This is a genomic window from Ruegeria sp. HKCCD7628, from assembly GCF_057221005.1.
Map to the genome: position 1 here is coordinate 1179540 of NZ_JBWVBA010000001.1, position 26828 is coordinate 1206367.

Genomic DNA, 26828 nt, shown 5'->3' on the forward strand with positions numbered 1-26828 from the left:
CGGGGCAAGGCTTAGTGCCTTGTGTCAGGCCACAGGCACCGGCGGTATTCAGTTGTGCATTTCAGCCCGGATCTGCTGGCGCAGCACGTCGATCGGCACGGTCTTGCCGTCGCGTTTGAAACACCAATAGGTCCAGCCATTGCAGGACGGCGCGTTTTCCAGATGCGCCCCCACCTGATGGATCGAGCCTTTGACGTTGTCGCCCACCAGCGTGCCATCGGCGCGCACCTTGGCCTTGTGACGCTGGTTCATGGAATACAGCTCTTCCCCCGGACGCAGCATGCCGCGTTCAACCAACTGGCCGAACGGCACGCGCGGCTCGGCGCGTTTGCTGGCGCTGACCTCCAGCGCCTCGCGGTCGAATTTGCGAACCTTGGCGATGCGCTTTTCGGCGACCCTGCGATAGCTTTCCTCGCGTTCGATGCCGATGAACTCCCGCCCCAGCATCTTGGCAACCGCGCCGGTCGTGCCCGTACCAAAGAACGGATCCAACACCACATCGCCCGGATTGGTCGAACCGACCAACACGCGGTGCAGCAGCGATTCAGGCTTTTGCGTCGGATGCGCTTTGTCGCCGTTTTCATCTTTCAGACGTTCATGACCGGTGCAGATCGGCAGCACCCAGTCGCTGCGCATCTGTACGCCCTCGTTCAACGCCTTCAGGGCCTCGTAATTGAACGTGTATTTCGCGCCTTCACGCTTGGACGCCCAAATCATCGTCTCATGCGCGTTGGTAAAGCGTTTGCCGCGGAAATTCGGCATCGGGTTCGATTTGCGCCAGACGACGTCGTTCAGAATCCAGTACCCAGCATCCTGAAGGGCCGAGCCAACGCGGAAGATGTTGTGATATGAACCAATTACCCAAATCGCACCATTGGGCTTCAACAGGCGATGCGCTGCTTTCAGCCATTCGCGCGTGAACTGGTCATAGGCCCCGAAGCTGGAAAACTGATCCCAGTGATCATCAACCGCATCCACCTGAGAGTTATCCGGGCGGTGCAACTGACCTTTCAGCTGCAAATTATACGGCGGGTCTGCAAAGATCAGGTCAACCGACGCCTCGGGCAGACTGTTCATCACATCGATGCAGTCTCCGGATAGAATCGTGTTTAAAGGGAGCGCTTTTGCGCCCTTTTTGGTGGTTATGGTCATTATACTGCCTCAAGTATCCACGGCGCTTTTGCGCTCATTTGGTTGAGACAAGGATGATTCAAAGACGAATCGCCGTCAATTTCTTTTTTGAATCAGCAGCTTACGATTTACTCTTGATACAAGATATTGTGGACCGGTTTGAACGAACGTCTATGGTGTGGGGTAACACCAAGATTTCGCAACGCTTCGCGATGCATTTTTGTCGGATAGCCTGCATTCGACTCCCACCCGTAGCCGGGATGCTGTTGCGCCAAATCCACCATCGCCTGATCGCGCCAGTTTTTCGCAAGGATCGATGCCGCTGCAATTGAGACCGACCGCCCATCCCCCTTGACCACCGCCTGCGCCGGGATCGACAAACCGCGCGGAATCATGTTGCCGTCGATCAGCACATAATCCGGGGGCGGGTCCAAGGCGGCCACTGCGCGCTCCATCGCGATATGCGAGGCGCGCAAGATGTTGTGTGTATCAATCTCGGCAACTGTGGCCTGGGCCACCGCAAACTCGGCCCGTTCACGTATTGAAGTATCCAACGCAGCGCGACGCTTGTCGGTCAGCTTCTTGGAATCGTTCAGCCCCTGCGGAATGTCCCCAGGGTTCAGAATCACTGCAGCAGCAACCACGGGTCCGGCCAAGGGGCCCCTACCCACCTCATCCACGCCCGCGATCCGCACATACCCATGGGCTTTGGCTGATTGTTCGATGTCATAATTCGGAGTCGTCATCCTTTCTGGCAAACCGTGTTTCGCCACCGTCCGCAACAAAAAAGAGAGGGCAGCTTGCGCCACCCTCTCCTGCACGGCGCTTCTGTGGCGCCGCTCCTGCTCGAAAACGGTTACTGGTAAACCACGCGGTACCCATGATGGCGCAGGCAGGCGGGCTCGTAGGCGCGCTTGACCTTTTTGCCATTCCAGAAACCGACTTTGCACTCTTGCGGCAGGCTATTGGTGTATTTGTAATACTTTTTCAGACAACGCGGCCCCAAAAGCGCATGTTGAGGCGAGTAACGTTCGTACGTCCGCAGGCAGTGTTTCGGCAGATCATACTTGGCCACGCGGTGGGGCAGCGGGCGAACCGGGTGATGTGGGTGAACCGGCTTGGGTGTCTGAACGTGCGAACGATGACGACGGTCACGGTCTTTGTCTTTTTCTTTGTTGTAGTAGTGCACGCCGGCGCCAATGATCGCGATGGCGGCTAGGCCACCCAGAATGTCCTTGGCATCTGCGGCCCGCGCCTGCGACACTGAAACACCTGTTATGGTGATGGCAGTTGCTACGATCAGGGCGATGAATTTCCGATGCATGGTGCTTGTCCTTTTAGTGCTGGGGCGATCCGTGAACGATCGCGAATTCGTTGCACCGACAATGAGGACGCCCCCCTCAGACAAGCAATAACGGGCAAATGTTATCGAATATCAGGACACCAAAACCCCTTGGGTTATTGAATATCAGGCCAAGCCATGCGCAGGATGCGGCCTATGAAACAGATCCTATCTTTCTTGGCTGTTCTGGCCCTGATATCGGTCGCAAGCTCTGTGGCAGCGGCGGATTGTTATGCCGATTACAAGGCAAAACAGGACAACCCCCTGCGCCTGCACTACGGGGTGATGCAACTGTCGGCCTGCGACAAGGGCAAGGCGACCCAAGAAGTGTCGCAACGGCTGCGCGGGTCGGGCTGGACCTTGCTGAACGTGATGTCGGTGTTTGGGCCGGAAGGGCTGGGTAAAAGGAAGGCAAATGCCGGACAATTCTATCTCCGTTACTGAGGCCCGACGATCCGGAGTACGTCTGGTCGGCGCAGGAATTGCAGCAATCGTATTGATTCTGGTGACGGCCGCCATCTTCCTATTCTGGACTCTGCCCGACGCAAACGCCTTTAACGCCCGCGTCGAACGATTGTTTGTCGAAAGCGATCTGACCGCGCAGACCGAAATCCGGCTGCTCGAGATTCTGGCCCAATCGGGCACGGCGTTTGCGGATACGCTCTCAAGCTATCGGATGGTGATTTTCGTGTTGTTGGTGTTCGCCAGCGCGATGCTGGTCACCGCGCTTGTGTTTCTGGTCATGTTGGTTTTGCTGAACCGGCGCATGGCCCAGATCGAACGTACGGGTATACAAGTTACGTCCCTTTTGATCAGCCGCGAAGAAAACACTGTTTACCTCAACAACATGGATTTCAAACTGACCCCTGCCGCGATGGAGACCTTGTCTGTTCTGGCTGAATCCCGGCTGGATGACGAGATGCTGTCAGGCGCTCAGATTGAGGCTGTGATTTCAGGCAAGGATGCTGCCGATTGCGACGAGGCCGCGGGCGCGACACGGATCAAACGGTTGCGGGATGCGTTGGGCAATCAGATGGTCAGCGAGTTGCTGGTCAAGAACATCGCCAAAAAAGGGTACATGCTGTCCATCGAGAAAGACGTCATTCAGATGGTTTGATTGCGCGGTTCACGCTCTCGAAAAATGCACCGCGCCCCTTGGAATAACTGCGCAAAAGCCCCATCCTTTAGGAACCTGTGCCAAGGAGGTTACCTATGAACGTCCACGCAGCACCACAGTCCAGTGGCTATGGAATCACTGTCGAACGATTGAATGGCTTGGTCTCGGTATACCGGGGTGACATCCTGCTGGCGCAAAGCGCAGACGCCAAGGTGATGTACGAAACACGGTTGCCGCCGATGATCTATATCCCGCGCCAGGATGTTCTGATCGACCTGAGCGCTGAAACCGATCTGCAAACCTTCTGCCCGTTCAAAGGCACCGCCACCTATCAGGACGTGTTGCTGCCGGGTGAAACCTTGGCAAGCTCAGTCTGGGCTTACGAAGATGCCCTGCCTGAAAGCAAGATCATTCAGGGCCATATAGGGTTTGCATCAACCGCTTATGATCGGATGGATTTGGGCGATAACCGGCTCAAGACGCCAGATGACGGCAATATCAGCGGCCCGCTGATCGACTGGTTGATGCGGGGGGCCTCGGACATCAAGACGTCCGAGGAGTTTACCAAGGCGCTGGCAGAAAAGATGCTGGAACACGGGATCGCAATTCAGCGGCTGAGTATTCTTGTCTGGTCACTGCACCCTTTGATCGCAGGCAAACACTACATCTGGGAAAAGGACAAAGACGAGATTTCGACCAATGTGCCGACCTACGAAATCCATGATCATCCCGCTTACATCAACAGCCCACTGCGCCATGTTTCCAATGGGTTGGGCGGTGTACGACAACGCCTGAATGATGAGAACCCGCACAATAGCTTTCCCATTATTGAGGATCTGCGCGCCAAAGGTGCGACCGATTACGTCGCCATGCCGCTGCCGTTTTCTGACGGGCGCACCAATGTCATAACGCTGACCTGCGACCATCCGGATGGCTTCACCACCGAGAATCTGGGGCTGGTATTCGAATGCTCCTCGGTCATCGCGCGGTTCTACGAGGTGTTCATGCAGCGGGAAAACGCGCAGGTCCTTCTGGAAACCTATGTGGGCAAACGCTCGGGCGCGCGAGTGCTGGGCGGTGAAATCCGGCGGGGTGACGGGGACGAGATTGATGCGGCGATCATGTTCTGTGATCTGCGCAACTCGACCAGCCTTGAAGAACGGTTGGGGCGGGAAACCTACATCAGTCTTCTGAATGATTTCTTCGAAACCGTCTCAAACATCGTCCATGAGAACGCAGGTGAAGTCCTGAAATTCATCGGAGACGCGGTTCTGGCTGTCTTCCCCGCCGGGGAAGATGCCCAGTCGGCACGTGACAATGCGCAGAAAACGGCTGTGCAAATAGTCGAAAAGCTGGGCGAGTTGCGTCAATCGGGATCAGACATTCATTGTGATTGTTCGATCGGCGTGGCCTTTGGGCGCGTGACTTACGGCAATGTCGGGTCGCGTGAACGGCTGGATTTTACAGTGGTCGGCCAAGCCGCCAATATTGCTGCACGCCTTGGGGAGTATGGCAAAACAGTCAATCACCGGATCGTGGTTTCGGCCGATATTGTTCCCGCATGTGCCGACGCTATCCCACTGGGTGATGTTAAGCTTCACAATGTGTCGAAACCGGTCGAGTCCTATGCGCTGCGAACGGCTGCTGACGCCGTCCTGAACGGCTGAAACCACAGTTCCTGTTTGAACGGGTTTCGATTAATCCTGCTGGCGTGACGCCAACGGCTAACCACCCAGCAGGATCAGGGCTGTTTGCGCTGGCGAGATCGTGCTTTGCAGCTGGGAAATCTGACTTCGAGCCAAGTACCTGTCCGTCAATTGGTCGATTGCAGATTCGTCAGTGAACTGGCTCAGATCTTCTGATCCTGTTGCACGAGACAGCCGGTCTTTGAACACCTCTAACTGCCGGTCCAGGTCGAGTTGCGCGAAACTGGACGGCAAACCAAGCGCTGTTTCCATCATGCTGCGCAACGGAGGCAAACCCATCAGATCAAACCATTTCGTATCCGCGCTTGTGTCTTCCGCCGCGAGATCAGCCAAAGCATGGCGCGCATAGAGCGAAATACGCATCGTATCGTCGCGTTCTCCAACGGCAACTTCGAACCGCGAGACAACATTGTCGCGCGCAATGTCTTCCATGAACGTGACCAGGCCAGTGCGTCGAATTTCACCTGGGCCCAAACCAAAAGCTTCGGAAAACTCTCGGTACCGGCCATCTGCCAGCCGATTGGACAAGGCGTCATCCGCGCTGGTGCCGTCCGACAATATCTTCTGGATGAAGTAGCGATTATTGATATCACCCTCCAGTCCAAACGCACCCAATGCAACCTGAAGCAACCGTCGGTCTGAAACCAGATCCTCGGCGGTTTGCACTTTGCCAATGTTGTCCAAGAAGTATTGCGACTCACGCTCATTGACGGCAGACGATGCAAAGCTCTCGATCTGCGCGTCATAAGTGCGCTGCAGAAAACGCCAGCCAACAATGCCGCCAGTGGGAATGACCGGCTGGAATGTCATTGCTGATAGGCCATCAACCGTTCCTCACGCGGCAACAGCGCACGCAAGGATTTGAGACATTTGTAATACTGCTCGGTCAGTAGCGCTTCGGTTGCTTCAGCCAGAACCTTGCGACTATCTGCGTCGGTAAACACCTGGCTCAGTTCCTCAACCCGGCGCAACAGCTGTTGGCGGGCGTCTCCCGGCTCCATATCGCCCGACAGGACAAGCTGGGCGGCATAGCAAACACGGCGGACAGGTGTATTGACCTCATTCGGGTGAATTGCATCGCGCAAACGCAACACATTCGCCTGTGGGGTCATGATCGAAAATCGGCTTCGACGATCGCCATTTTCAACGACTACCCCATTGATTAACACTCTCTCTTTCGGGGCGAGTTTTAGAACAAGTCCTCCCATCAGGCAGTCCCCCTCTGACGGAGACCACGCAGTACGGCCATATTGATCTCGAGCAATGGCTCAACACTTGCCTTGTTGCCCAGAACCTGGCTGCTGTGTTGTTCGGTAAACTCGGCCAGATAGAAAATCCGGGCGCGCAGCTCGTTTGGTAGCGCGTTGTCGGAATCTGTGACACCACTGGCCAGTACCGTCCACAGGCGGCGGTTTTCGTGCAACGCGTGAACGAATGCCCCAAAATCCGATTTCTGGCGCGCAGCCGCTGCCTTAAGGCGATGTGTGATCTTTGAAATCGCCTCATACTCGGTGTCTCGCGGTGTGCGGGTCGGGGCGGCGGTTTGTGCATACGCACGCTGTGCAAGAGTTTGCGGAGTCACTTGAAATCCTTCCAATAGGCCGTCTGCGGGCGATCAGGGACGGGGCGCGAAACCACGCCCCGTCCAGGTTCCTGAACTTAACGGAACAGCGGCAGGATTGACTGTGGTGCCTGATTGGCGATCGACAGCGACTGGGTGGCCAGCTGCTGTTGCACCTGCAGGGCCTGCAGACGGGCCGAGGTCTCTTCCATGTCGGCGTCAACCAGCGAACCGATACCGGATTTGAACGAGTCCGCCAGGTTCGAAATGAACTCTTTCTGGGTTTCGATCCGGCCCTGCGACGAACCGAAGGCCGCCGAGGCATCAATAGCCGTGTCGATCAATGTCTCAATCGTGCCCAGAGCGGCGGTGGCACCGGCACCGGTGGACACATCAATCGAAGACAAAGCACCCAGACCACCAGAACCAGCATTGGCGAACTGACCACTGACAGTCAGGTCATTGCCACCGGCATTGGTGAAATCGAGTGTACCTGGCGTGCCGCTGTCATAATCCACGGTCAAACCGGCGACACCCAACTCGTCTACTTTGCCTTTCAAAGCAATGGCAACGATGTCAGCCGTTGTTGTCGCTGCAGCATCATCAGCGGTCACGGTATAGGACACGGTCTTGTCGCCAACAGTAAGGCTAACGCTGTCTCCGGCCGCAAAGGCGGCGGCGTTTTCGGCGATTTCAATCTGTTCGTTACCGCCACCATTGTCCAGCGCGATCGCGACAGTGTCACCGTTGGCCGAGGCACCCGCTGAGCTGCCCGAGAAAATGTCATTGGCCGTATAACCCCCAACCGACAGATCCTGCCCCGTGACGGTAATGGAAGAAGCCGTAACAGCGCCCGTCGCGTCACGATCCAGCGAAGCCAGAATAGAAGCTGAACCAGCCGACCCGTTAACCAGGTTAAGCCCGTTGAACTGGGCCGCTCCGACAACAGCGGTGATCTGATCGCGCAGCGCGGTCACGTCGTCGTTGATCTTGCCGCGATCCACGTTGTCTTCCTGCGCCGCGACGATCTTGCCTTTCATCTGGTTCAGCAGGTCAGTCACGGTTTCCGATGCGTTCCGCGCCACCGCGACAGTGGACTCACCCAAGGCGAGGCTGTCTTTGATCGCGTTGAACCCTTTGACGTCGGATTCCATGACTTTCGAGATTGCCCACACAGCCGAGTTGTCTTTGGCCGTAGCAACATCTTTACCGGTCGAGATCGCGTTCTGGGTCATCGCCAGGTTCTTGTTGACCGATTTCAGGGTCTGCAGCGCAACCATTGCGCCATTGTTGGTCAGAATGCTGGACATAGCTTCTTCCTTTTTTCGTATGGGCCCTTTGCGCCCGTGCTAACCCCGCACCACATGCGGGCTTTAACGTCTTTCTGATCATTGCGATCCGCCGTCGGGCTGTTCGCGCCACCTGCTGTTTCAGATGCCCGACCACCTTTGCCGCCGATCCCCTAACGGAGTGCTAAAACCCAAACGCGGAAAAATTCGGATTTGAATCAAACCGACATCTAGGCCCGTTTTTCCAGTTTCGGGTGACTACGCACCGCGAAGCCATTGCGTTGCCCATCAGCCCCGTAAGTGCTGAATTCCTGACGCACCCGGCGCAGTTCGGCCATGCGCGCGGCCACAGCGCGAATCCCATCCGCCGCGCTGTTCAGTAGTGCCTGGTTCCGCTCGACCTTTTTTTGCACGCGAATCAAATCCTCGCTGTCGAACACATCCAGTTCGTTGATCGCCCCAATCAGTTTTTCCTTTGCAGGGACCATATGATTAAGGCGATCCAGATCACCTTCGATCAGAGCAGAGCGCTCCAGATCCAAAACCTCTTCAAGAGACTGCACCAGATCAGGTTCAGATTTTGTCGGCATTGGTTTTCTCCATCATGGACCGCAAAAGAATTTCTGAAAGACCAACGCCACCGGATTCGGCCAACTGGCGTGCTTGGTGCTGAACAAGAAAAGATGAGAACTGGTCTTCGCCCGCACCGCCACCAAAGGCTTTGCGCGCTTCACCCAACCCTGCCGACTTGAGCATTTCCGAAAGAAACGCTGCCTCAATCTCGACCGCGGCAGAGCGCAGCCTGTCGGATGTGGTGGGTGTTTGATGCGTAGGTAAGATCGCAGAGATCTGCATTGTTTTCTCCGAAATTTACGTCGAACTTTCTTGATCAAAGGCGAAAGCGGTTAAAATAAACGTAACTTCCTGCAGGCAGATTTCGGGTCACACAACCGGAGTCGGAGCAAAATGCCCAACCCTCTTACAGCGGCGATGTCAGCGCCGACCACCCATGCAAAAGGCAACCAGAACGCGCAGGAACAGCCTGAACAGAAAGAGGCGGGTTCGTTTCAATCCGTTCTGGACGAGCAAACAGAAACAACCACCGATGATGACGAAACGCCGGATGTTCCGGCGCCAGAGGCTGAGGCGGTACAACATGAGCTGCCCATCAGCGACGAACCTACAGATGCTGAGCCTTTGCCAACTGACCAATCAACCTCGTTGGCCAATGGCAATCCTGAGGTCCGACCAGATCGCGCCATTCTAGTTTTTGGGAATGCACTAGCGCCGGATAAACCGGCGGTCAGGGGCGAGGCGGCGGCTGCCATCATCGTCAAGTCGGATAAACCAATCCAACATTCCGGCCGTGTCGCGTCTGATCTACCGCATGTTTCACCGACCAAGACTCCCGTGCCCGTAGCGCCTGACGTTCATCGGGCGGTGAATTCGACATCACTGGCCCAAGCAACTCAAACGTCCAAACCGCCGGCACCGGTTCTGTCAGAAAATGCAGCCGATCCGAATCTGGTCGAGCCAGTTCAGGACGCTCCGGCCGCGCAGCCACGCACGTCAATCAATACAGCAACCAGCCTTGTTCAAATGCAGATCATGGCGACAGAAAAAAACCCTGTTGTCCCCGACGTTTCTGCCACACCCGAATTAGACGAAATCTCGGCTTTCAAAGATGTATCACCCACATCCTCAGCCCGAGATACGTTGGCAGCCGCGCAAGCTTTAACCGCATCTGCCCGCGCCGAGACGGCCCGCGCCGTCGCGGGTCAAATGGCTGCGGCAATCCACGCGCGCCCGCAATCAGGTATGATCGAAATCGCTCTTAACCCCGAAGAACTGGGGCGTGTTTCGATCGTCATGAATGGCCGCGACGATGGGCTGCATCTGACGATCGCCACCGAACGCCCCGAAACACTGGACATGATGCGGCGGCACATCTCGTTGCTGGAGGCCGAGTTCAAGTCCCTTGGACTGGGGGATTTGTCTTTCGATCTCGGGACTTCGTCTGACACGGGATCGGACGAACAGAACGACGCGCACACTGCGGCATCAGAACCCGAACACGCGACCCAAGCGCAACCAGACCCTTCGGCCCGACCAATAATTGGCACCCTAGGGCGCATCGACATAAGGCTTTAACAATGATCACTCCTATTCAATCTGCAACTCAACCCGGTAACACGGCACAGACCACCGCACCTTCGGTTTCATCCGGGCTGGCCTCGGATTTTGAAACCTTCTTGCTGATGCTTACGGCTCAAGCAAAGAATCAGGACCCTCTTGAGCCGTTGGACTCGACGGAATACGCCTCGCAACTGGCGCAGTTTTCGATGGTCGAGCAACAGGTCCAGACCAACGACCTTCTGACTGGTCTGGCCTTGTCGATGGGCAACGTGGATATGGGCGAGCTTGCCAGCTGGGTCGGGATGGAAGTCCGGTCACCGGCCGCGTTCCGCTTTGATGGCCAGCCCGTTACTTTGCTTGCGCAGGCCAGCGCGGCGGCGGACAGCGCCGTCACGGTCATCCGCGACAAGGACGGGGCAGTGATCGACCGCATCCCCGTTCCGACCGATCAGGCAGAGTTCGAATGGGCAGGCACAGACGGTACCGGCACGCCCCTGCCAACCGGCACTTATTCGGCCACTTTGGAAAGCTATGACGGCGAAGAGCTTGTGTCACAGCAGCTGGCCGCGGTCTACAACCGGGTGGTGGAAGCACAAATTGGAGAGGGTGCTGTCCTTCTGACCTTGGAAAGCGGGCAGGTTGTGCCGGTTGGAGACGTGACTGCAGCCAGAGCGGGCGCTTGATCTAAGAGGCGAGACAGGCCAAAGGTTTGCAACCCTCGACTCGTTTTTCAAACGGTGATCCCGCTGCCTGACCAGACGCCTCCTCCACAAGACCTTGTCAACCGGCTGCGCGACGCCGGGCTTATCGGAGCGGGTGCGCAGTTTCGCACCTTGTATGGCGGGCGCACCAATCAGGTGTGGAAAGTGCTCGGCGGAGATGGTGACAAGGTCCTAAAGCTCTACCGTGCCAATCCGTGCAATCCCCTGTTTCGCAATGATCCCGAACTTGAGGCGCGGTGTCTGCGCGCATTGGAACAGACCGGTTTTGTGCCGCGTTTGAGAACCACCGGGACGCATGGGCAGGGTCATTGGGTATTCTACGACCATGCGCCGGGATCGCCCTGGTCGACCGGGCCAGAGGCTGTCGGTGCATTACTGCGCGATTTACACGACCTTAAGATCCCGGTTCAGGCCCCAGCCGGGTGCAACGGAAGCACCGACTTGGAGGCTCACACGCTAAACATTCTGAGCGGGTGCGAGTCCGCGATGAAGGCCCGCCTCAACCGAATGCGCCCGACGACATCGGTTCCGCCGTCTCACCAAACCTGCTTGATCCATGGAGATCCGGTGGCCGGCAATATTCTGGTCGACGGTTCGGCATTGACTTTGATCGACTGGCAATGCCCCGCACAGGGCGACCCCTGCGAAGACCTTGCCATGTTCCTGTCGCCTGCCATGCAACAAGTCTATCGCGGCGCGCCCCTGACCCCCGATGAGGAAAACGCCTTTTTGGCGGCCTATAATCACCCGGCCACAACGTCACGCTATCTTGCGTTGCGTCCCTGGTATGCCTGGCGCATGGCGGCCTATTGCCTGTGGCGTATCGAGCGCGGGGCCGAAGACTATACAAAGGGTCTGGAACTGGAACTCGAGTCACAGTGACCGGGTCACATGTCCGCAAGCCCCATCATCCAATAGGCGGGCGGCATCAGTGCCCTCCGCCAGGGCCCCAGCGGAAACCGGGGAGGAGTGCGCGTCATCGGAGTGGGAAGCTGCGGGCCTTGACCAAGGGCCAACTGGGCAAGTGCGCGCCCGCAATAAGTCCCCATCGCGACGCCGTTGCCGTGGAACGCAAACCCTGCAAACATGCCAGGCTGGCCCGAAACTGGCCCCACATAGGGCGTTAACCCCCGTGTCAAACACACCATTCCCGACCAGATATGGGTGATATCCACTGCGCTCCATTCCGGGAACGTCTGTGTGAAGTCACGTTGAACCTTATGGCGAATCGCGGCCTCAGCTCGGGGTGAGGATCGCAGCCCGCCGCGCATTCCAAACAGGAACCGCCGGTCGGGCATCAGCCGGAAATAATGCAGCAGGTGCCGCGTGTCATAAGACATCTGATCCGTGGTCCAGCCTTGCGCCGCCAACTCGTGATTGGTCAAGGGACGAGTCACCAGTACCGTGGACTGGGCGGGCATGTAGCGCCCGGACATCCAGTTCGGCACATCCTCGCTGGAATACCCATTGGTGCAAATCAGGACATTTGATGCACGCACTTTCCCTACAGGTGTTGTGACCTCAAAACCCTGAGCGATCTTTTGCAGTGTCTGAACGGCGCTTTTCTGAAACAGTTTTGCACCATTTCGCTGCGCCGCTTCGGCCAGTCCGAACAAGTATTTCCGGGGATTCAGGCCAAATCCCACAGGGTTCGTATACCCGCCATGAAACGCGCCACCAAAACCGAGACCGGGCAAGTCCTTGGCTTCGTGCAAAACTCCGGTCGAATCCGCACCTTTCCTAAGGGCTGACATGGCCCGCGCATTGTGCGCCAGCTGGGTTTCTCCTTTCGAATGGACATCCGCCTCAATCCGATGGTCCCTTAGGAGACCAGCCACGAGATGAACGGCGTCCGCTTCGGCTTGTCCGTATTCACGCGCAGCAGAAGCTCCGAACCTGCGGGACATTGCCTTCGGGCTGAGTTTTGAACCACCCAGACAGCAGAACCCACCGTTTCGCCCGGACGCGCCCCAGCCGGGCGTCTCGGCCTCAAGCACAGCAACAGACGTACCCGCTTGCGCCAAATGTAGCGCCGCGGAAAGGCCCGTGAACCCACCACCCACAACCGCGACATCAACCGTCAGGTCTCCTTTCATTTCCGGCCAATTCAGGCTGGGAATGGTTTCATCCCACCAGCATCCTTCCCGGGGTCCGGGGCCATAAGTGTAGTCCGGGAACAGCCGTTTCATTCGGTACGCGCCGCGGCCATTTCATCCTGCTTTTGTCGCATCATGGCGCGTTTTGTCACCAGCGACGCGGTAATGACGCCCACTGTCACGACGGCGATCATCAACGTTGACAGCGCGTTGATCTCGGGGCTGACACCCAGCCTGACTGCCGAGAAGATCTTGATCGGCAGGGTTGTGGCCGACGGCCCCGAGGTAAAGGACGCAATCACCAGATCATCCAGCGACAGGGTAAAGGCCAGCAACCAGCCGGAAATCACGGCAGGCGCAATGATCGGCAGTGTCACTAGGCGAAACGCTTGCGCGGGCGAACAACCCAGGTCCAGAGCAGCCTCTTCCAGCGACTGATCGAACGTGACCAAGCGCGACGAGACAACGACCGATACGAAACACATCGAAAAGGTCGTATGCGCCAGAACGATGGTCAGGATACCGCGATCCAGCCCGATGCCTATGAACAATAGCAGCAATGACAGGCCGGTGATCACTTCGGGCATCACCAGCGGGGCGTAGATCATACCGGAGAACAGCGTTCGACCGAAGAAACGCCCCCCGCGCACCAGCACATAGGCGGCGGCGGTGCCCAGAATGGTCGCCAGCGTAGACGAGAACACAGCCACCCGGACTGTCACCCATGCCGCATCAAGAAACGCCTCGTTCTGGACCAGCTCACCATACCATTTGGTCGAGAAGCCAGCCCAAACGGTGACCAGCTTGCTTTCGTTAAAGGAAAAGATGATCAGGATGATCATCGGGATATAGAGGAACGCAAATCCCAGCGTCAGCGAGACCGCGTTGAACCAGCTTAGCCTGTTCATTGCTCGGCCTCCGTCTGTTTCTGCTGGTTTCGCTGGAACAGCACGATTGGGATCACAAGGATCAGCAGAAGCACTACCGCCACGGCGCTCGCCACCGGCCAGTCGCGATTCGAGAAGAACTCCTCCCACAAAACCTTGCCAATCATCAACGTGCCTGACCCGCCCAGAAGCGAGGGAATGACGAATTCGCCAATCACCGGGATCATCACAAGGAAACAGCCTGCTATGATACCGGGGCGCGACAGCGGGATTGTCACAAGCCAAAAGGCCTGAACCCGCGAACAACCAAGGTCTTCGGCGGCCTCGATCAGGGATTCGTCCATCCGTTCCAGCGCCGAATAGATCGGCAAGATCATGAACGGCAGATAGGTGTAGACGATGCCGATATAGACGGCAGTGTTGGTGTTCAGAATGGTCAGCGGGGTCGAGATCAGCCCTGTCCACAGCAGCAACTGGTTCAGATAGCCTTCGTTCGACAGGATGCCCATCCACGCATAGACGCGGATCAGGAACGAGGTCCAGAAGGGCAGGATCACGAGCATCATCAGCGTCGGCCGCCATTCAACCGGCGCGCGGGCCATGCCATAAGCGATGGGATAGCCAACCAGCAGCGTGAAAAACGTGGAAATCACCGCGATTTTGACGCTAGAGAGGTAGGCTTTCCAATACAGGTCATCCTCGGTCAGCCAGACGAAGTTTTCGAAATCCAATTGGCTGAAGAACTCTTTGATTCCTGACCAGCCCTGCGAGAAGTCCAGCGTTGGCGTGTAAGGCGGGATCGCCAGTTCGATATCCGACAGCGAGATTTTCAGGACGATAAAAAACGGCACCAGAAACAGCGCCAGCAGCCAGACATAGGGGACGGCGATCAGAAAGGCGCGGCGCATCAGTCGGCCAGCAGAACCGCAGCCGTTGCTGTCCAGGACAGCCAGACCGGGTCTTCCCAGGTAAAGGACCGACGCGAGATACGGCGGGTATTGGCCGTCTGCGCCTTGATGATCGTGCCGTTGGGCAATTCGACGTGATAGGTGGACAGGTTACCGAGATAGGCGATGTCATGGACCTTGCCCTGCACCGCATTGATCGCGTCCGCCGGGCGGTCGGCCGAGATAGTTACCTTCTCGGGGCGGATCGCCAGATGACAGGCCTGCCCCTGCGCGAACCCATTGGCCGAGGTCGCGGTCAACGGGGCCTGCCCTTCGGCCCAATCGATCTGATATGTGCCTTCGCCATTGGCGGTGGCGCGGCCTTCGATGATATTTACGTCGCCAATAAAGTCGGCGACATAGACCGAGTTGGGGTTCTCATAAATCCGGTCCGGCGTGGCGACCTGCATCAGCTGTCCCTGATCCATCACGGCCACGCGGCTGGCCACGGTCATAGCTTCCTCCTGATCGTGGGTCACGATGACAAAGGTGGTGCCGGTCTTTTCCTGAATATCCATAAGTTCGAACTGCGTGTCCTGCCGCAGCTTCTTGTCCAGCGCGCCCAACGGTTCGTCCAGCAGCAATAGTTTTGGCGCTTTCGCCAAAGACCGCGCTAAAGCGACCCGCTGCCGCTGCCCGCCCGAGATCTGGTGCGGTTTACGACGAGCGAATTGCGTCAGCCGGGTCAGGCGCAGCATTTCTTCGACTCTGTCCTCAAGGTCGCGTTTGGGCATGTTGTCCCGGCGCAGGCCAAAGGCGATGTTTTCCCAGATACTTAAGTGCGGAAACAGGGCGTAGGACTGGAACATCATGTTTACCGCCCGCTTATTCGGCGGGATCGGGTCGATATCCTGACCGCCCAACATGATGTGGCCCTCGGTGGGTGTTTCGAACCCCGCCAACATCCGCATCATCGTGGTTTTGCCGCAGCCCGATGGCCCCAGCAGAGCGAAAAATTCTTTCTCGAAAATATCCAAAGACAGGTTGTCGATTGCCGTAAAGTCTCCAAACCGCTTGGTGACATTCTGGAATTGGATCAAGGGTTTCGCCTGTGGGTCTTCCCACGGCGCAAAGACGTCAGAGTTCACTACAGCCCCCGTTCGGCAATCTTGAGAAAAACGGCAGGGCGGGAAACCCGCCCTGCCTTAGGAAATCGGATCAGGTACCCGATTTGATCTTGGTCCACAGACGGGTCACAACCCGCTGCGTTTTTGCCGGGTAGGGCGTGGTGATGTAGAGATTCTGCATCGTCGCGTCGTCCGGGTAGATCGCCGGATCGCCGATCACGTCTTCCTCAAGGAACTCTTGCGAGGCTTTGTTGCCGTTGGCGTAATAAACATAGTTCGACGCCGCAGCCATGTTGTTGGCATCCAGAATGAAGTTCAGGAACTTGTGCGCGCCTTCTGGGTTCGGAGCATCTGCCGGGATGGCCATCTGGTCAAACCACATCAGCGAACCTTCAGCGAACGGATGGTATTCTATCTCGACCCCGTTATCGGCCTCGGCCGCACGGTCGCGGGCCTGTAGAATGTCACCTGACCAACCCACGGCCACGCAGATATCACCATTGGCCAGAGCGTTGATGTATTCCGAGCTATGGAACTTCTGGATATGCGGACGCACGCTGGTCAGAACTTCTTCGACCTTCTGGATGACGTCCGGATCGTGGCTGTCCGGATCTTCGCCCAGATATTGCAACGTCATGGGGATCATCTCGGCAGGCGCATCCAGGAAATGCACACCGCACCCGGCGAGCTTCTCCATGTTTTCCGGGTTCAGCACCAACTCCATGCTATTCAGCGCGACGTCATCGCCCAGCGCCTCTTTGACCTTACCAACATTGACGCCGATCCCCGTGGTTCCCCACATGTAGTTGATCGAGAAGGCGTTGTCGGGGTCGTATCCTGCGGTCCGTTCCTGAATGACGTCCCAAAGATTCCCCGAGTTATCCAGCTTGGAAGTATCCAGTTGCTGGAAAGCCCCCGCTTGAATCTGGCGCTGAAGGAACGTGCCGGACGGAACCACCACATCATAGCCAGACCCACCGGCCAGCATCTTGGTTTCCAGAACCTCGTTGCTGTCGAACACGTCGTAGATCAGCGTCAGACCGGTTTCTTCCTCGAACTTCTGTAAAAGGTCTTCGTCGATATAATCCGACCAGTTGTAGACACGCACTTCTTCAGCGAAGGCCGCCGAAGTCCCCAGTGCGATGACCGCTGTCAGTGTCAGCGTTTTGATTGACATTTTATTCTCCCTGCAAGTGTGCGGGTATTTTCCCGTTTTTTTGGATTTGATCAAGTTTTGCGTTTTTCCCCGATCCGTCGTATGGTTTCACGAGGTCAGGCACCTGGCAAGTCAACACAATCGCAAACAGGGCAAACCAATTGGATTTGATCAAAAATAAGGCACCGAGGCCAGTGGCCGATGATCAGAAACAACCTGCCCACGAGCAGGTCTATCAGACGCTGCGCGCCCAGATCATGTATGGCGATCTGGTCCCCGGTCAGCCTGTCACCATTCAAGGGCTGACTGATTCGCTGGACGTTGGCATGACCCCTGTTCGCGAAGCGATTCGCAGGCTGATCTCTGACGGAGCGCTTATGTTTCAGGGCAATCGCCGGGTCAGCGTACCTTTGCTGAAACATAGCGATGTTCAGCAGATGATTTTCGCTAGAATTTCAATAGAATCAGAGCTTTCCAGACGCGCGACAACCAACATGAGCGCTGTAGAAATAGATCACCTGGCTCAGATCGATAAACAGTTGGACCGTACCATCGCCGACGGCGACGTCGGCGGATATCTGCGCCTCAACCACCTGTTTCATGAAACGCTCTATTCCTACGCAGACGCTCCGATTCTCAACGATTTGGCGGAACGGTTATGGCTGCGGTTCGGCCCTTCACTGCGTGTCGTTTGCGGTCGTTTCGGAACCCAAAGCCTGCCCGACCGCCACAAAGATATCATAACGGCGCTCCGCCGTAAGGACCCCGACAGGGTCGCGAAAGCCACCGCGCAGGACATCGAACAGGGAATGGAGCTGATGGCAGGTGCCTTGTCATCTACCTAGATAAATGCGATTCGATTGACAGAAAAAAATTTGATCATATTGTGACCGCTAATCGCTCTTGCAGGAGATTCCCCGATGTCGACCATCACAAATCACATGCCTACTGCCGAATTGCAGGCACTGGATGCCGCCCACCACATGCACCCATTCTCGGCCAATGGCGCGCTCGGGAAAGAGGGTGCTCGCGTCATCACCCGCGCCAAGGGCGTCTATCTGACCGATAGCGAAGGCGAGGAAATCCTGGATGCCATGGCCGGTCTTTGGTGTGTCAATGTCGGCTATGGCCGCGACGAACTGGCCGAGGCAGCTGCGCGACAAATGCGCGAACTACCCTACTACAATACCTTCTTCAAAACCACGCATGTCCCCGCCATCGCGCTGGCTAAAAAGCTGGCCGAACTGGCGCCTGGCGATCTGAACCATGTGTTCTTCGCTGCTGGCGGGTCTGAAGCAAATGACACCAATATCCGTCTGGTTCGCACTTATTGGGCCGAAAAAGGCCAACCAGACAAGAATATCATCATCAGCCGCCACAATGCCTATCACGGTTCGTCCGTTGGCTCGGCCTCGCTGGGGGGTATGGCAGGGATGCACGCGCAGGGTGGTATTCCGATCCCGAACATTCACCACATCAACCAGCCGAACTGGTGGGCCGAAGGCGGCGACATGACGCCCGAAGAGTTCGGTTTGGCCCGCGCGCAGGAACTGGAAGAGGCAATTCTTGAACTGGGCGAAAACCGCGTCGCGGCCTTCATCGCCGAGCCGGTTCAGGGCGCAGGTGGCGTGATCGTCGCACCCGACACCTATTGGCCCGAAATCCAGCGAATCTGCGACAAATACGATATCCTGCTGATCGCGGATGAGGTCATCTGCGGCTTTGGCCGCACTGGCAACTGGTTCGGGTCGCAAACCGTGGGCATCCGCCCGCATATCATGACTATCGCCAAAGGCCTCAGCTCGGGCTACGCGCCCATCGGAGGTTCTATCGTCAATGATGAGATCGCCGAGGTGATTGGCGGCACCGAATTCAACCACGGCTACACCTATTCCGGCCACCCGGTCGCCGCCGCCGTGGCACTGGAAAACCTACGCATCCTCGAAGAGGAAAAGATCGTGGACCACGTCCGCGACGTCGCCGCCCCCTACCTGAAAGAAAAATGGGAGGCGCTGGTCGATCACCCACTGGTGGGCGAAGCGAAAATCGTCGGTATGATGGCCTCGATTGCGCTGACGCCCGACAAAGCAAGCCGCGCTAAGTTCGCCTCAGCCCCCGGCACAGTCGGCTATGTCTGCCGCGACCGTTGCTTTAGCAACAACCTGATCATGCGCCATGTGGGGGACCGGATGATCATCTCACCTCCGCTGATCCTGACCCCATCGGATATCGACGAGATGTTCGTGCGCATCCACAAATCGCTGGACGAAGCTCAGGCCGACATCATCGAACAAGGGCTGATGAAAGCCGCCAGCTGATCCGCGAAGCTTCATCTGGCCAAATATATCTCGGGGGAATCGCGGCTTGCCGCGATGGGGGCAGAGCCCCCTCCCCTACCTCAACCGCTCTAGCAACCGCAGGGTTGGATAACCATCCGGCACCAGACCTTGCGCCAACTGATAGGCCCGCACCGCGTTGACAGTATTCGGGCCCGTGCGCCCGTCGATTCCTTGGGTATCGAACCCAGCCTCGGTCAAAAGGCTCTGCAGCTCTTTCTTTTCGGTAAAGCTCAGTATCCGATCATCGCGGGGCCAAGATGCCTGAAATGGCGCGCCGCCAACCAGCCGATCCGACAAATGGCCAATCCCGATCACATAGGCGTCGGCACCGTTGTATTTCTCGATCACCTTGAAATTCTCGAATATCATCAAGGCCACGCCTTGCCCGCCTGCCGGCAATAGAATGGCCGCCTTCCCATGATCCGGAATGGCCTGTCCATCACGTCCAACAACACCAAGCGCGGCCCATTCGGATGGCATCAACCTGTGATCCCGCTTGGCCGAGGCAAAATCGAAACCGTCTGGCAACTGCACTTCGATCCCCCAGGGTTGACCCTTTTTCCACCCATGTCGCGCCAGGTAGGACGCCGCCGAAGCCAAAGCGTCTGTCGGGTCGTCGGACCAGATATCTCGCCGTCCGTCGCCATCAAAATCCACCGCATGTTCCAAATACGAGGTCGGCATAAACTGCGTATGACCCATTGCGCCCGCCCAACTGCCTGTCATAGCACCGGGCACGACATCGCCAGCCTGAATGATCTGCAAGGCCGCCACCAGTTGCGCCTCGAAGAAAGACGCCCGTCGTGCGTCGAACGCCAGCGTTGCCAGCGACCGGATCGTCAGATCTCCGCCCCGAAACGAACCATACGACGTCTCAAGCCCCCAGATGGCCGTTACAACTTCTTTCTCGACGCCATATTGCGCTTCGATCTGGGTCAAGACCGCGTCATGGCGCTCCAACCCGGCGCGTCCATTCGCAATTCGCCGGTCTGATACGGCAGAGTCCAGATACTCCCAGATTGGCTTCGAGAACTCGGCTTGGTTGCGATCGCGCTTGATAACGTCCCAATCGTAAGTCAGCCCCGCCAATGACCGGTCCAACGTCGTCGCAGATATACCTTGCTGCAACGCGCGTTCGCGGAACGCTCCCAGCCACGCCTGAAAGCGCGCATTCCCTTCAGTTGACACGCGGATCTCCTTAAACTCTGGCCGAACAACCGGCCGTATCGACACGGTGACATCGGCCGATGCGAGCTCGTGAATCTGTGGGCCATTGGCCGAGTTGATAGGATCCGCCTGCACTATGGATGCCCATAATGCAGCGGTCATGACGCCGCTTACGCATTTATGCATTCCGATTTTCCTGATTACTGCTCAACACCAAGGTAGCGCATAATGGCGAAATCACAAAGAGCTCAGGTTTCGTCCTCGCGGAGTTTTGCTGCCCGCTCGGCCCGCTAACCGATCCAGCGCTTGCCGAAGCAGAGGCACCCTGTTGGGCCGGAAAAAGTCTTCGGTCAGGGCCATGTCGCGCATACGGTCCAGCCGGAATATTCTGAAATCCTGCCGTAAATGGCACCAACTGATCAAAACGCTTGCCCGGTCCATATATACGATACTCAGCGGATTCACCCGACGACGGGTGGCATCCCCCTTGGCATCGGTATAGGCGAACTCGACTGTGCGTTCATCCCATGTGGCTTGTCTCAGATCGCGCACATCGATGGTTGGCCGGGCCGGGCGATCAAACCGGGTGGCCGTCAGGACGGCGTGTGATAGGCGATGCGACTGGCGGTGTGGCAAGCGTCCCTGCAGCTTGCGCAGAACCGCCCCTGCCGCATCTGCAAGACCTGGATCGCCAATGGATTGCACCTCGCGCAGACCCAGAACCAGTGCCTCTAGCTCGTCATCGGTGAAGCCCAAAGGCGGCAGAGTCGCATCCTCGATCAGGGTGAACCCAAACCCTGCCTCTCCGTCGATGACAGCCCCCAGTTCGCGCAAAGCGTCGATGTCACGATGAACGGTGCGAGCTGAGACGCCCAGATCCCACGCCAGTTGGACCGAGGTCTTGGGCGACGGGCCAGAGCGCAAGGCTTGCATCAATTGGAACAGGCGGGCGGTGCGAGACATATCGTAATCTAGACTAAGGCTAATGACAGAAACTGTCATTACGGCATCTTATCCAAACGGTATCTTAACGACTCCGGAGCCAACGATGCTGACCCTTCTGACCTTCCCTGCCGCCTTCGGCCAATTCAGCGCCAGCCCTTTTTGCGTCAAAACGGCTTATATGTTGCAACTGTCCGGCCAAAGCTGGCAGCGGTCCGATATGCTGAACCCATCGAAGATGCCCCACCAGAAATTGCCTGTTTTGCGCACGTGTCAAAGGCTGGTGGCCGACAGCGACCTGATCCGGGACTGGCTGGAAACACAAGGGGCATATTTCGATGCAGACCTTAGCGACATTCAAAAGGCCCAGTCCCGCGCCCTGATCCGCATGGCCGAAGAACATATCTATAACCACGTCGTTCTGGATCGCTGGGGCAATGACGAGGTCTGGCCGATCCTGCGCGATATGTTCTTCACCGAGGTTCCTGCACTGATCCGTCGCCCCGTGACCCACGCAATCCGCAAATCGGTGATGAAGCGAATGGACGGGGCCGGTCTCTCGCGGTTCTCGGATACTGAACGCACAGATCGCCTGGAACGTGACCTCGTAGCGATATCAGCTTTTCTGTGGCAGTCGCCCTTCCTGTTCGGTGAAAGCCCAACCGCCGCAGATATGAGCGTCGGGCCTGTACTGGCGGCGATGCGCGCGACACCAAAAGAAACTCAGCTGACGCGACGCATCAAAACCGATAGCTTGCTTAACAGCTATTTGGACCGGTTAGAGCAGGCGATCCCCCTATGACGCCCTTTCAAGACCCCGCTGTTCAGTCCGTTTTCGACGGGTACAAGCCAGACACCCATAAGGGTGTGCTGGCCCTGCGTGAATTGATCTTTGAAACGGCCCTAACTCTTCCCAGCGCCCAACCGCTGCAAGAAGCCTTGCGCTGGGGGCAACCCGCCTACTTGGCACCCAAAGGGTCCACGATCAGGTTAGGGGGCCACAAGACCGCCAGTTTCGCACTGTTCGTCCATTGCCAAAGCCGTCTGATCAGTGATTTCACTTCGTCCTTCCCAGACGAGGATCGGCTGGAAGGCAACCGGGCAGTTCTTTTCGACGACCCCCGCCAGATTGACGCGAACCGCCACGGATGGCTGATTGCGCGGGCGCTCACCTATCACCTCTGACGACGTTTGCGTTCGACTTTGCGTTTGATCTTGTCTTTCTTGCGCTTGTTGCTGACCGCCTTTCGCCGTGCGCCGCGTTTCACTGAGCCGCGGCCGCGCGGCAGGGTTTGATCGTCGATGGACAGCAGCTCCAGCTCCAGCCCGCCCGTAACCGGCGTCGCCGCAGTCAGACGCACGGTGACGCGTTGACCGATGGCGATGATCAACCCGGTGTCTGATCCCATCAGCGTCCCGGCTTCGCGGTCGAAGTGGAAGAACTCACGCCCCAAGGATCGCACGGGCACCAACCCATCAGCGCCGGTTTCGTCCATCTTCACAAAGGCCCCGAACCGCGCGATGCCGCTGATGCGGCCGGTGAACTCATTGCCCACCCGCTCGCTCAAATAAGCCGCCAGATAGCGATCGGTTGTGTCGCGCTCAGCCATCATCGAACGCCGCTCGGTGTCCGAGATATGGGTGGCGGTTTCGTCCAGTCGCGCGATTTCATCCTCGGTCAGCCCATCCTTGCCCCAACCATGGGCCGAGATCAGCGCCCGATGCACGATCAGGTCCGCATAGCGGCGAATGGGCGAGGTGAAATGTGCATAATTCCGCAGCGCCAGACCGAAATGGCCGAAATTCTCTGGGTTGTAGTAGGCCTGCGCCATCGACCGCAGGGTGGTCAGGTTGATCAACTCGGCATCTTCAGTGCCCGCAGCAGCGTTCAGCAGCGCGTTGAGGTGACGTGTTTGCAGCACCTGCCCTTTCGCAAGGTTCAAACCTGCAGCCTGAGCAGTTTCCCGCAGGCTTTCCAACTTCTCGGGCGCGGGTTCTTCGTGGACACGGAACAGCAGCGGGCGGCGTTTGGCAATCAGCGTTTCAGCGGCGGCCACGTTGGCGAGGATCATGAACTCCTCAATCAGCTTATGAGCATCCAGCCGGTCGCGAAACGCCACGCTAGTCACTTCACCGGTGTCGCTGAGGACGATCTTGCGTTCGGGCAGGTCCAGCTCCAATGGCTGTCGCACCGCACGCGCGGACTTCAACGCGGCATAGGCAGCGTAGAGAGGTTTCAGCACTGTCTCCAACAGGGGCCCGGTGCGGTCGTTGGGGGTGCCATCGATAGCCTCCTGCACCTCGGCATAATGCAAAGATGCAGCCGAGCGCATCAGCCCCCGCACAAACCGGTGGCCGATCTTGTTACCCTCGGCGTCGATCTGCATCCGGACGGCGATACAGGCGCGCGGTACGCCTTCGTGCAGCGAACAAAGATCGCCCGACAGACGATCCGGCAGCATCGGCACAACGCGGTCTGGGAAATAGCTGGAATTGCCGCGCTTGCGTGCCTCACGGTCCAGCGCGGTGCCGGGCTGCACGTAAGCGGCGACATCTGCGATAGCGACCCAGATTACATGACCGCCGGGGTTCTTGGGGTCGTCATCAGCGTGCGCGTAACAGGCATCGTCGTGATCGCGCGCGTCCGAAGGGTCGATGGTCAGCAGCGGCATATCCCGCAGGTCTTCGCGGCCCTTCAGGCCGACGGGCTTGGCCTTGTCGGCCTCATCGATCACCTTGTCGGGGAAATCGTCCGGGATGCCGTGCTGGTGGATCGCAATCAGCGACACCGCCTTGGGCGCGGTGGGATCACCCAACCGTTCGACAATCCGCGCGCGGGGCAGGCCCATGCGTTTCTTGGGGCCAGCCTGTTCGGCCTCGACCAGCTCACCATCCTTGGCCCCATGCACCGCGCCATCGGTCACCAGCCATTCGTTTTGGCCCGCCTTGTCGATGGGCACGATCCGTCCGCCCTCGGCCCCTTTGCGGAAAATGCCGACGATCTTGCGCGGGTTGGTGCCGATCCGGCGGATCAGGCGTGCCTCATAATTGTGGTCTTCCTCATGCACCACGGTCAGGCGGGCCAGAATCCGGTCGCCCTCGCCCAGAGCCGGGTCACTGGCGCGAGTGATCAACAAGACGATGGGCTCAACCCCTTCACCATGCCATTCCAGCGGGCGGGCGAACAAGTCTCCGTCCGCGTTCGGAGCCTTCACTTGCAGCACACTAACCGGCGGCAGACGATCCGGGTCGCCATAGCTGCGCTTGCGCTTTTCCAGATGGCCGTCGGCCTCAAGCTCGCGCAGGATGCGTTTCAGGTCGATCCGCGCCGCGCCCTTGATCCCAAAGGCTTTGGCGATATCGCGTTTCGAGGTCAGGGTGGGGTTCGCCGAGATCCAGTCAAGGACCTCCTGCTTGGTGGGGATACGACTCATATATTTGGCGTAACACGGGCGTGCGACGGCGTCATGACCAAAAACGGATCAGGGTTTCAGATCCGCCACCGTGTCCACATCGCGCAACGGGTCCAGCAGCGCCACCCGTGCGCCGGAGATCGAGGCCAGCGTGTCGGCCAGTGCATGTTCGGTGGACCAGCGCACATCGCGGAACAGGTTGTTGGGAAGCGCGCCATATCTTTGCGCACCCACCAGCCAATAGCCGCCATCCGGGGCGGGGCCGAATGCCATCTGCGCGGACCCCAACGCCGTGAACGCGCGGGCAATGTGGCTGCGGGTAATGCCCGGAATATCCGCGCCGATCAGGCAGACCGGCCCCGGCGGCATCCCGCGCAGCATCCGACCCATCCGGTCACCCAGATCTCCGCGCCCCTGCGCCGCCCGCGGCAGATCAGCAGGCCAGATTCGGCTGGTCAGACCTTCGCGGTCAGGCGCGACCGCCAGCGCAATCTGCCAACGCGGATCACGCAGCCGCCGGATCAACGAGCGTGTCTGGTGGCGAAACCACCAAGCCGCCCCAACCATACCGATATCGCGGCCCAGCCGGGTTTTCACCCGACCGGGGCGCGGCTCTTTCACCATGATCACGAGAGTGCGCTGCATGTTAGGCGAAATAGTCCCGCAGGATGCGCGTGTAGATGGCCTTGAGCTGTTCGATCTGTGCCACCTCGACGCATTCATCCACCTGATGCATGGTGCGGCCCACAAGGCCAAATTCCACCACCGGGCAGTGGTTCTTCACAAATCGCGCGTCCGAGGTACCGCCCGTGGTCGACATCTCGGGCACCACACCGGTTTCCGCCTCAACCGCCTTGGCGACCAGGGCGGACAGAGGCCCCGGCGGGGTCAGAAAGCTCTCGCCAGAGATCTTGATGCGCAGGTCGATCTCAACCCCGAACTCATCGGCCACTGCAGCGGCCTCGGCCCGCAACCAATCGCTGAGGCTGGCCCCAGAATGCAGATCGTTGAACCGGATATTCACCGCTCCTGTAGATTGCGCGGGGATCACGTTGGTTGCCGGGTTGCCCGTGTCGATCGTCACCACGGCCAGTGTTGAGGCGTCGAAATGGTCCGTACCCTGATCCAGCTCGTGACTGGCCAACCGATCCATCAGCCGCGCCATTGCGGGCATCGGGTTCTTGGCGCGGTGCGGATAGGCCGCGTGACCCTGTACCCCGGTCACGGTGAACCAGATGTTCATCGACCCACGCCGCCCGATCTTCATCATCTCGCCCATTGTGTTGGGGCAGGTCGGCTCGCCCACCAGACAGACCGACATCTTTTCCCCGGCACTGTCCATATAGTCCAGCAGGGCGGTGGTGCCGTCCAGCGCGTCGCCTTCCTCATCCCCGGTGATGGTCAGGATGACGGCCCCGTCGGGCGGCGTGTCGCGCACAAAATCAACGGCCGCTGCGGCAAAGGCCGCCACGCCGGATTTCATGTCCGTCGTGCCTCGACCAAACATCACGCCATCTTTCACCTCGGCCCCGAAAGGTGGCATGGTCCATGCAGCCTCATCCCCAACTGGCACGACGTCTGTATGGCCATTAAAACCAAAGCTGCGTGGATGCCCTTTGTCACCCCAGCGTGCAAACAGATTGCAAATCCCGCCGCGATCGACACGCGTGCAGGCAAACCCCGCCTCCGCCAGCAGCTTTTCCAACAGAACAAGGGCGCCCCCTTCATCAGGTGTGACCGATGGGCAACGGATCAGGTCCGCTGTCAATTCTACCGCATCTGTCATTTCTTGCCCTTTCTCTGCACTGAA

At 58.1% G+C, this 26828-nt stretch carries 29 protein-coding genes; 10 read left to right on the forward strand and 19 right to left on the reverse strand.

Going from position 1 to position 26828, the window contains the following annotated elements:
- Positions 1-48 precede the first annotated feature (48 nt).
- From AC2TAD_RS05855 to AC2TAD_RS05865, 3 genes are all read right to left on the reverse strand, one after another.
- Complete coding sequence (locus AC2TAD_RS05855) at positions 49-1152, reverse strand: site-specific DNA-methyltransferase (RefSeq protein WP_170355411.1); 1104 nt, start codon at positions 1150-1152, stop codon at positions 49-51.
- A gap of 107 nt (positions 1153-1259) precedes the next feature.
- The gene (locus AC2TAD_RS05860; RefSeq protein ID WP_480866511.1) at positions 1260-1877 is read right to left on the reverse strand and encodes a ribonuclease HII; all 618 of its coding nucleotides are present in this window, start codon (positions 1875-1877) and stop codon (positions 1260-1262) included.
- Between the two features lie 110 nt (positions 1878-1987).
- A complete protein-coding gene (locus tag AC2TAD_RS05865) occupies positions 1988-2455 on the reverse strand; it encodes a hypothetical protein (RefSeq protein ID WP_170355413.1) in 468 nt (155 codons plus the stop codon).
- Positions 2456-2629: 174 nt separating this feature from the next.
- On the opposite strand from AC2TAD_RS05865, the gene AC2TAD_RS05870 reads away from it, so the two are divergent.
- The 3 genes from AC2TAD_RS05870 to AC2TAD_RS05880 all read left to right on the forward strand — a co-directional run bounded on the left by AC2TAD_RS05870 (position 2630) and on the right by AC2TAD_RS05880 (position 5257).
- Complete coding sequence (locus AC2TAD_RS05870) at positions 2630-2917, forward strand: hypothetical protein (RefSeq protein ID WP_170355414.1); 288 nt, start codon at positions 2630-2632, stop codon at positions 2915-2917.
- Complete coding sequence (locus AC2TAD_RS05875; protein WP_170355415.1) at positions 2889-3590, forward strand: winged helix-turn-helix domain-containing protein; 702 nt, start codon at positions 2889-2891, stop codon at positions 3588-3590. Before AC2TAD_RS05870 ends, AC2TAD_RS05875 begins: the two co-directional genes overlap by 29 nt.
- A 95-nt stretch (positions 3591-3685) precedes the next feature.
- A complete protein-coding gene (locus AC2TAD_RS05880) occupies positions 3686-5257 on the forward strand; it encodes a DUF427 domain-containing protein (protein WP_480866513.1) in 1572 nt (523 codons plus the stop codon).
- A 57-nt stretch (positions 5258-5314) separates the two neighbouring features.
- Here AC2TAD_RS05880 and AC2TAD_RS05885 read toward each other — a convergent pair whose 3' ends face one another.
- The 6 genes from AC2TAD_RS05885 to AC2TAD_RS05910 all read right to left on the reverse strand — a co-directional run bounded on the left by AC2TAD_RS05885 (position 5315) and on the right by AC2TAD_RS05910 (position 9001).
- Positions 5315-6106, reverse strand: coding sequence for a DUF1217 domain-containing protein (locus AC2TAD_RS05885; protein ID WP_170355417.1), 792 nt, complete (start codon positions 6104-6106; stop codon positions 5315-5317).
- Complete coding sequence (flbT, locus tag AC2TAD_RS05890; protein WP_170754617.1) at positions 6103-6504, reverse strand: flagellar biosynthesis repressor FlbT; 402 nt, start codon at positions 6502-6504, stop codon at positions 6103-6105. The genes AC2TAD_RS05885 and flbT overlap by 4 nt, the downstream gene beginning before the upstream one ends.
- Complete coding sequence (gene flaF / locus AC2TAD_RS05895) at positions 6504-6878, reverse strand: flagellar biosynthesis regulator FlaF (protein WP_170754618.1); 375 nt, start codon at positions 6876-6878, stop codon at positions 6504-6506. The genes flbT and flaF overlap by 1 nt, the downstream gene beginning before the upstream one ends.
- A 77-nt stretch (positions 6879-6955) precedes the next feature.
- The gene (locus tag AC2TAD_RS05900; protein WP_480866516.1) at positions 6956-8167 is read right to left on the reverse strand and encodes a flagellin N-terminal helical domain-containing protein; all 1212 of its coding nucleotides are present in this window, start codon (positions 8165-8167) and stop codon (positions 6956-6958) included.
- A gap of 209 nt (positions 8168-8376) precedes the next feature.
- Entirely contained in the window at positions 8377-8736 is a 360-nt protein-coding gene (locus AC2TAD_RS05905; RefSeq protein ID WP_170355421.1) for a flagellar export chaperone FlgN, read from the reverse strand.
- Positions 8720-9001, reverse strand: coding sequence for a rod-binding protein (locus tag AC2TAD_RS05910; RefSeq protein ID WP_480866518.1), 282 nt, complete (start codon positions 8999-9001; stop codon positions 8720-8722). The genes AC2TAD_RS05905 and AC2TAD_RS05910 overlap by 17 nt, the downstream gene beginning before the upstream one ends.
- 111 nt (positions 9002-9112) lie before the next feature.
- Between AC2TAD_RS05910 and AC2TAD_RS05915 the strand changes: the two genes are divergently transcribed.
- From AC2TAD_RS05915 to AC2TAD_RS05925, 3 genes are read left to right on the forward strand one after another with little or no spacing between them, the layout of a single operon-like run.
- Positions 9113-10297: a flagellar hook-length control protein FliK gene (locus tag AC2TAD_RS05915; RefSeq protein ID WP_480866520.1), complete on the forward strand. Its 1185-nt coding sequence runs from the start codon at positions 9113-9115 to the stop codon at positions 10295-10297.
- 2 nt (positions 10298-10299) lie between these two features.
- Entirely contained in the window at positions 10300-10965 is a 666-nt protein-coding gene (locus AC2TAD_RS05920) for a flagellar hook capping FlgD N-terminal domain-containing protein (protein ID WP_480866522.1), read from the forward strand.
- A gap of 54 nt (positions 10966-11019) precedes the next feature.
- A complete protein-coding gene (locus AC2TAD_RS05925) occupies positions 11020-11886 on the forward strand; it encodes a phosphotransferase family protein (RefSeq protein WP_480866523.1) in 867 nt (288 codons plus the stop codon).
- A 5-nt stretch (positions 11887-11891) separates the two neighbouring features.
- Here the strand turns inward: AC2TAD_RS05925 and AC2TAD_RS05930 are convergent, their stop codons facing one another.
- The 5 genes from AC2TAD_RS05930 to AC2TAD_RS05950 form a co-directional block, all read right to left on the reverse strand.
- Positions 11892-13193 (reverse strand): NAD(P)/FAD-dependent oxidoreductase, encoded by a 1302-nt coding sequence (locus AC2TAD_RS05930; protein WP_480866524.1) that lies wholly within the window; start codon positions 13191-13193, stop codon positions 11892-11894.
- Positions 13190-14008, reverse strand: a complete 819-nt coding sequence (locus tag AC2TAD_RS05935) for an ABC transporter permease (RefSeq protein WP_170724572.1) — start codon at positions 14006-14008, stop codon at positions 13190-13192. The genes AC2TAD_RS05930 and AC2TAD_RS05935 overlap by 4 nt, the downstream gene beginning before the upstream one ends.
- Entirely contained in the window at positions 14005-14895 is an 891-nt protein-coding gene (locus tag AC2TAD_RS05940) for an ABC transporter permease subunit (protein ID WP_353394120.1), read from the reverse strand. The genes AC2TAD_RS05935 and AC2TAD_RS05940 overlap by 4 nt, the downstream gene beginning before the upstream one ends.
- Positions 14895-16022, reverse strand: a complete 1128-nt coding sequence (locus tag AC2TAD_RS05945; protein ID WP_480866527.1) for an ABC transporter ATP-binding protein — start codon at positions 16020-16022, stop codon at positions 14895-14897. Before AC2TAD_RS05945 ends, AC2TAD_RS05940 begins: the two co-directional genes overlap by 1 nt.
- 70 nt (positions 16023-16092) lie before the next feature.
- Complete coding sequence (locus AC2TAD_RS05950) at positions 16093-17178, reverse strand: polyamine ABC transporter substrate-binding protein (RefSeq protein WP_170355429.1); 1086 nt, start codon at positions 17176-17178, stop codon at positions 16093-16095.
- A 140-nt stretch (positions 17179-17318) separates the two neighbouring features.
- Here AC2TAD_RS05950 and AC2TAD_RS05955 point away from each other — a divergent pair, with 140 nt between their 5' ends.
- Together AC2TAD_RS05955 and AC2TAD_RS05960 are read left to right on the forward strand one after the other, a co-directional pair.
- Positions 17319-18002 carry a GntR family transcriptional regulator gene (locus AC2TAD_RS05955; RefSeq protein WP_170355430.1) on the forward strand — a complete coding sequence of 228 codons (684 nt, stop codon included), beginning with the start codon at positions 17319-17321 and terminating at the stop codon, positions 18000-18002.
- 75 nt (positions 18003-18077) lie between these two features.
- Complete coding sequence (locus tag AC2TAD_RS05960; protein WP_170754629.1) at positions 18078-19475, forward strand: aspartate aminotransferase family protein; 1398 nt, start codon at positions 18078-18080, stop codon at positions 19473-19475.
- 75 nt (positions 19476-19550) lie between these two features.
- On the opposite strand, the gene AC2TAD_RS05965 is transcribed toward AC2TAD_RS05960, so the two are convergent.
- Positions 19551-20849 carry a lytic murein transglycosylase gene (locus AC2TAD_RS05965; RefSeq protein ID WP_480866529.1) on the reverse strand — a complete coding sequence of 433 codons (1299 nt, stop codon included), beginning with the start codon at positions 20847-20849 and terminating at the stop codon, positions 19551-19553.
- A gap of 51 nt (positions 20850-20900) precedes the next feature.
- Positions 20901-21626: a helix-turn-helix transcriptional regulator gene (locus tag AC2TAD_RS05970; RefSeq protein WP_480866531.1), complete on the reverse strand. Its 726-nt coding sequence runs from the start codon at positions 21624-21626 to the stop codon at positions 20901-20903.
- Between the two features lie 85 nt (positions 21627-21711).
- Between AC2TAD_RS05970 and AC2TAD_RS05975 the strand changes: the two genes are divergently transcribed.
- Both AC2TAD_RS05975 and AC2TAD_RS05980 read left to right on the forward strand, forming a co-directional pair.
- Entirely contained in the window at positions 21712-22407 is a 696-nt protein-coding gene (locus AC2TAD_RS05975; protein ID WP_480866533.1) for a glutathione S-transferase family protein, read from the forward strand.
- Positions 22404-22790 (forward strand): DUF1801 domain-containing protein, encoded by a 387-nt coding sequence (locus AC2TAD_RS05980; RefSeq protein ID WP_480866535.1) that lies wholly within the window; start codon positions 22404-22406, stop codon positions 22788-22790. The genes AC2TAD_RS05975 and AC2TAD_RS05980 overlap by 4 nt, the downstream gene beginning before the upstream one ends.
- On the opposite strand, the gene rnr is transcribed toward AC2TAD_RS05980, so the two are convergent.
- The 3 genes from rnr to dapE are packed head-to-tail and all read right to left on the reverse strand — an operon-like array spanning position 22781 to position 26804.
- A complete protein-coding gene (gene rnr, locus AC2TAD_RS05985; protein ID WP_480866537.1) occupies positions 22781-25039 on the reverse strand; it encodes a ribonuclease R in 2259 nt (752 codons plus the stop codon). The genes AC2TAD_RS05980 and rnr overlap by 10 nt on opposite strands.
- A 48-nt stretch (positions 25040-25087) precedes the next feature.
- The gene (locus AC2TAD_RS05990) at positions 25088-25663 is read right to left on the reverse strand and encodes a TIGR04282 family arsenosugar biosynthesis glycosyltransferase (protein ID WP_480866539.1); all 576 of its coding nucleotides are present in this window, start codon (positions 25661-25663) and stop codon (positions 25088-25090) included.
- 1 nt (position 25664) lies between these two features.
- Positions 25665-26804, reverse strand: coding sequence for a succinyl-diaminopimelate desuccinylase (dapE, locus tag AC2TAD_RS05995; RefSeq protein WP_480866541.1), 1140 nt, complete (start codon positions 26802-26804; stop codon positions 25665-25667).
- Between the last annotated feature and the right edge of the window lie 24 nt (positions 26805-26828).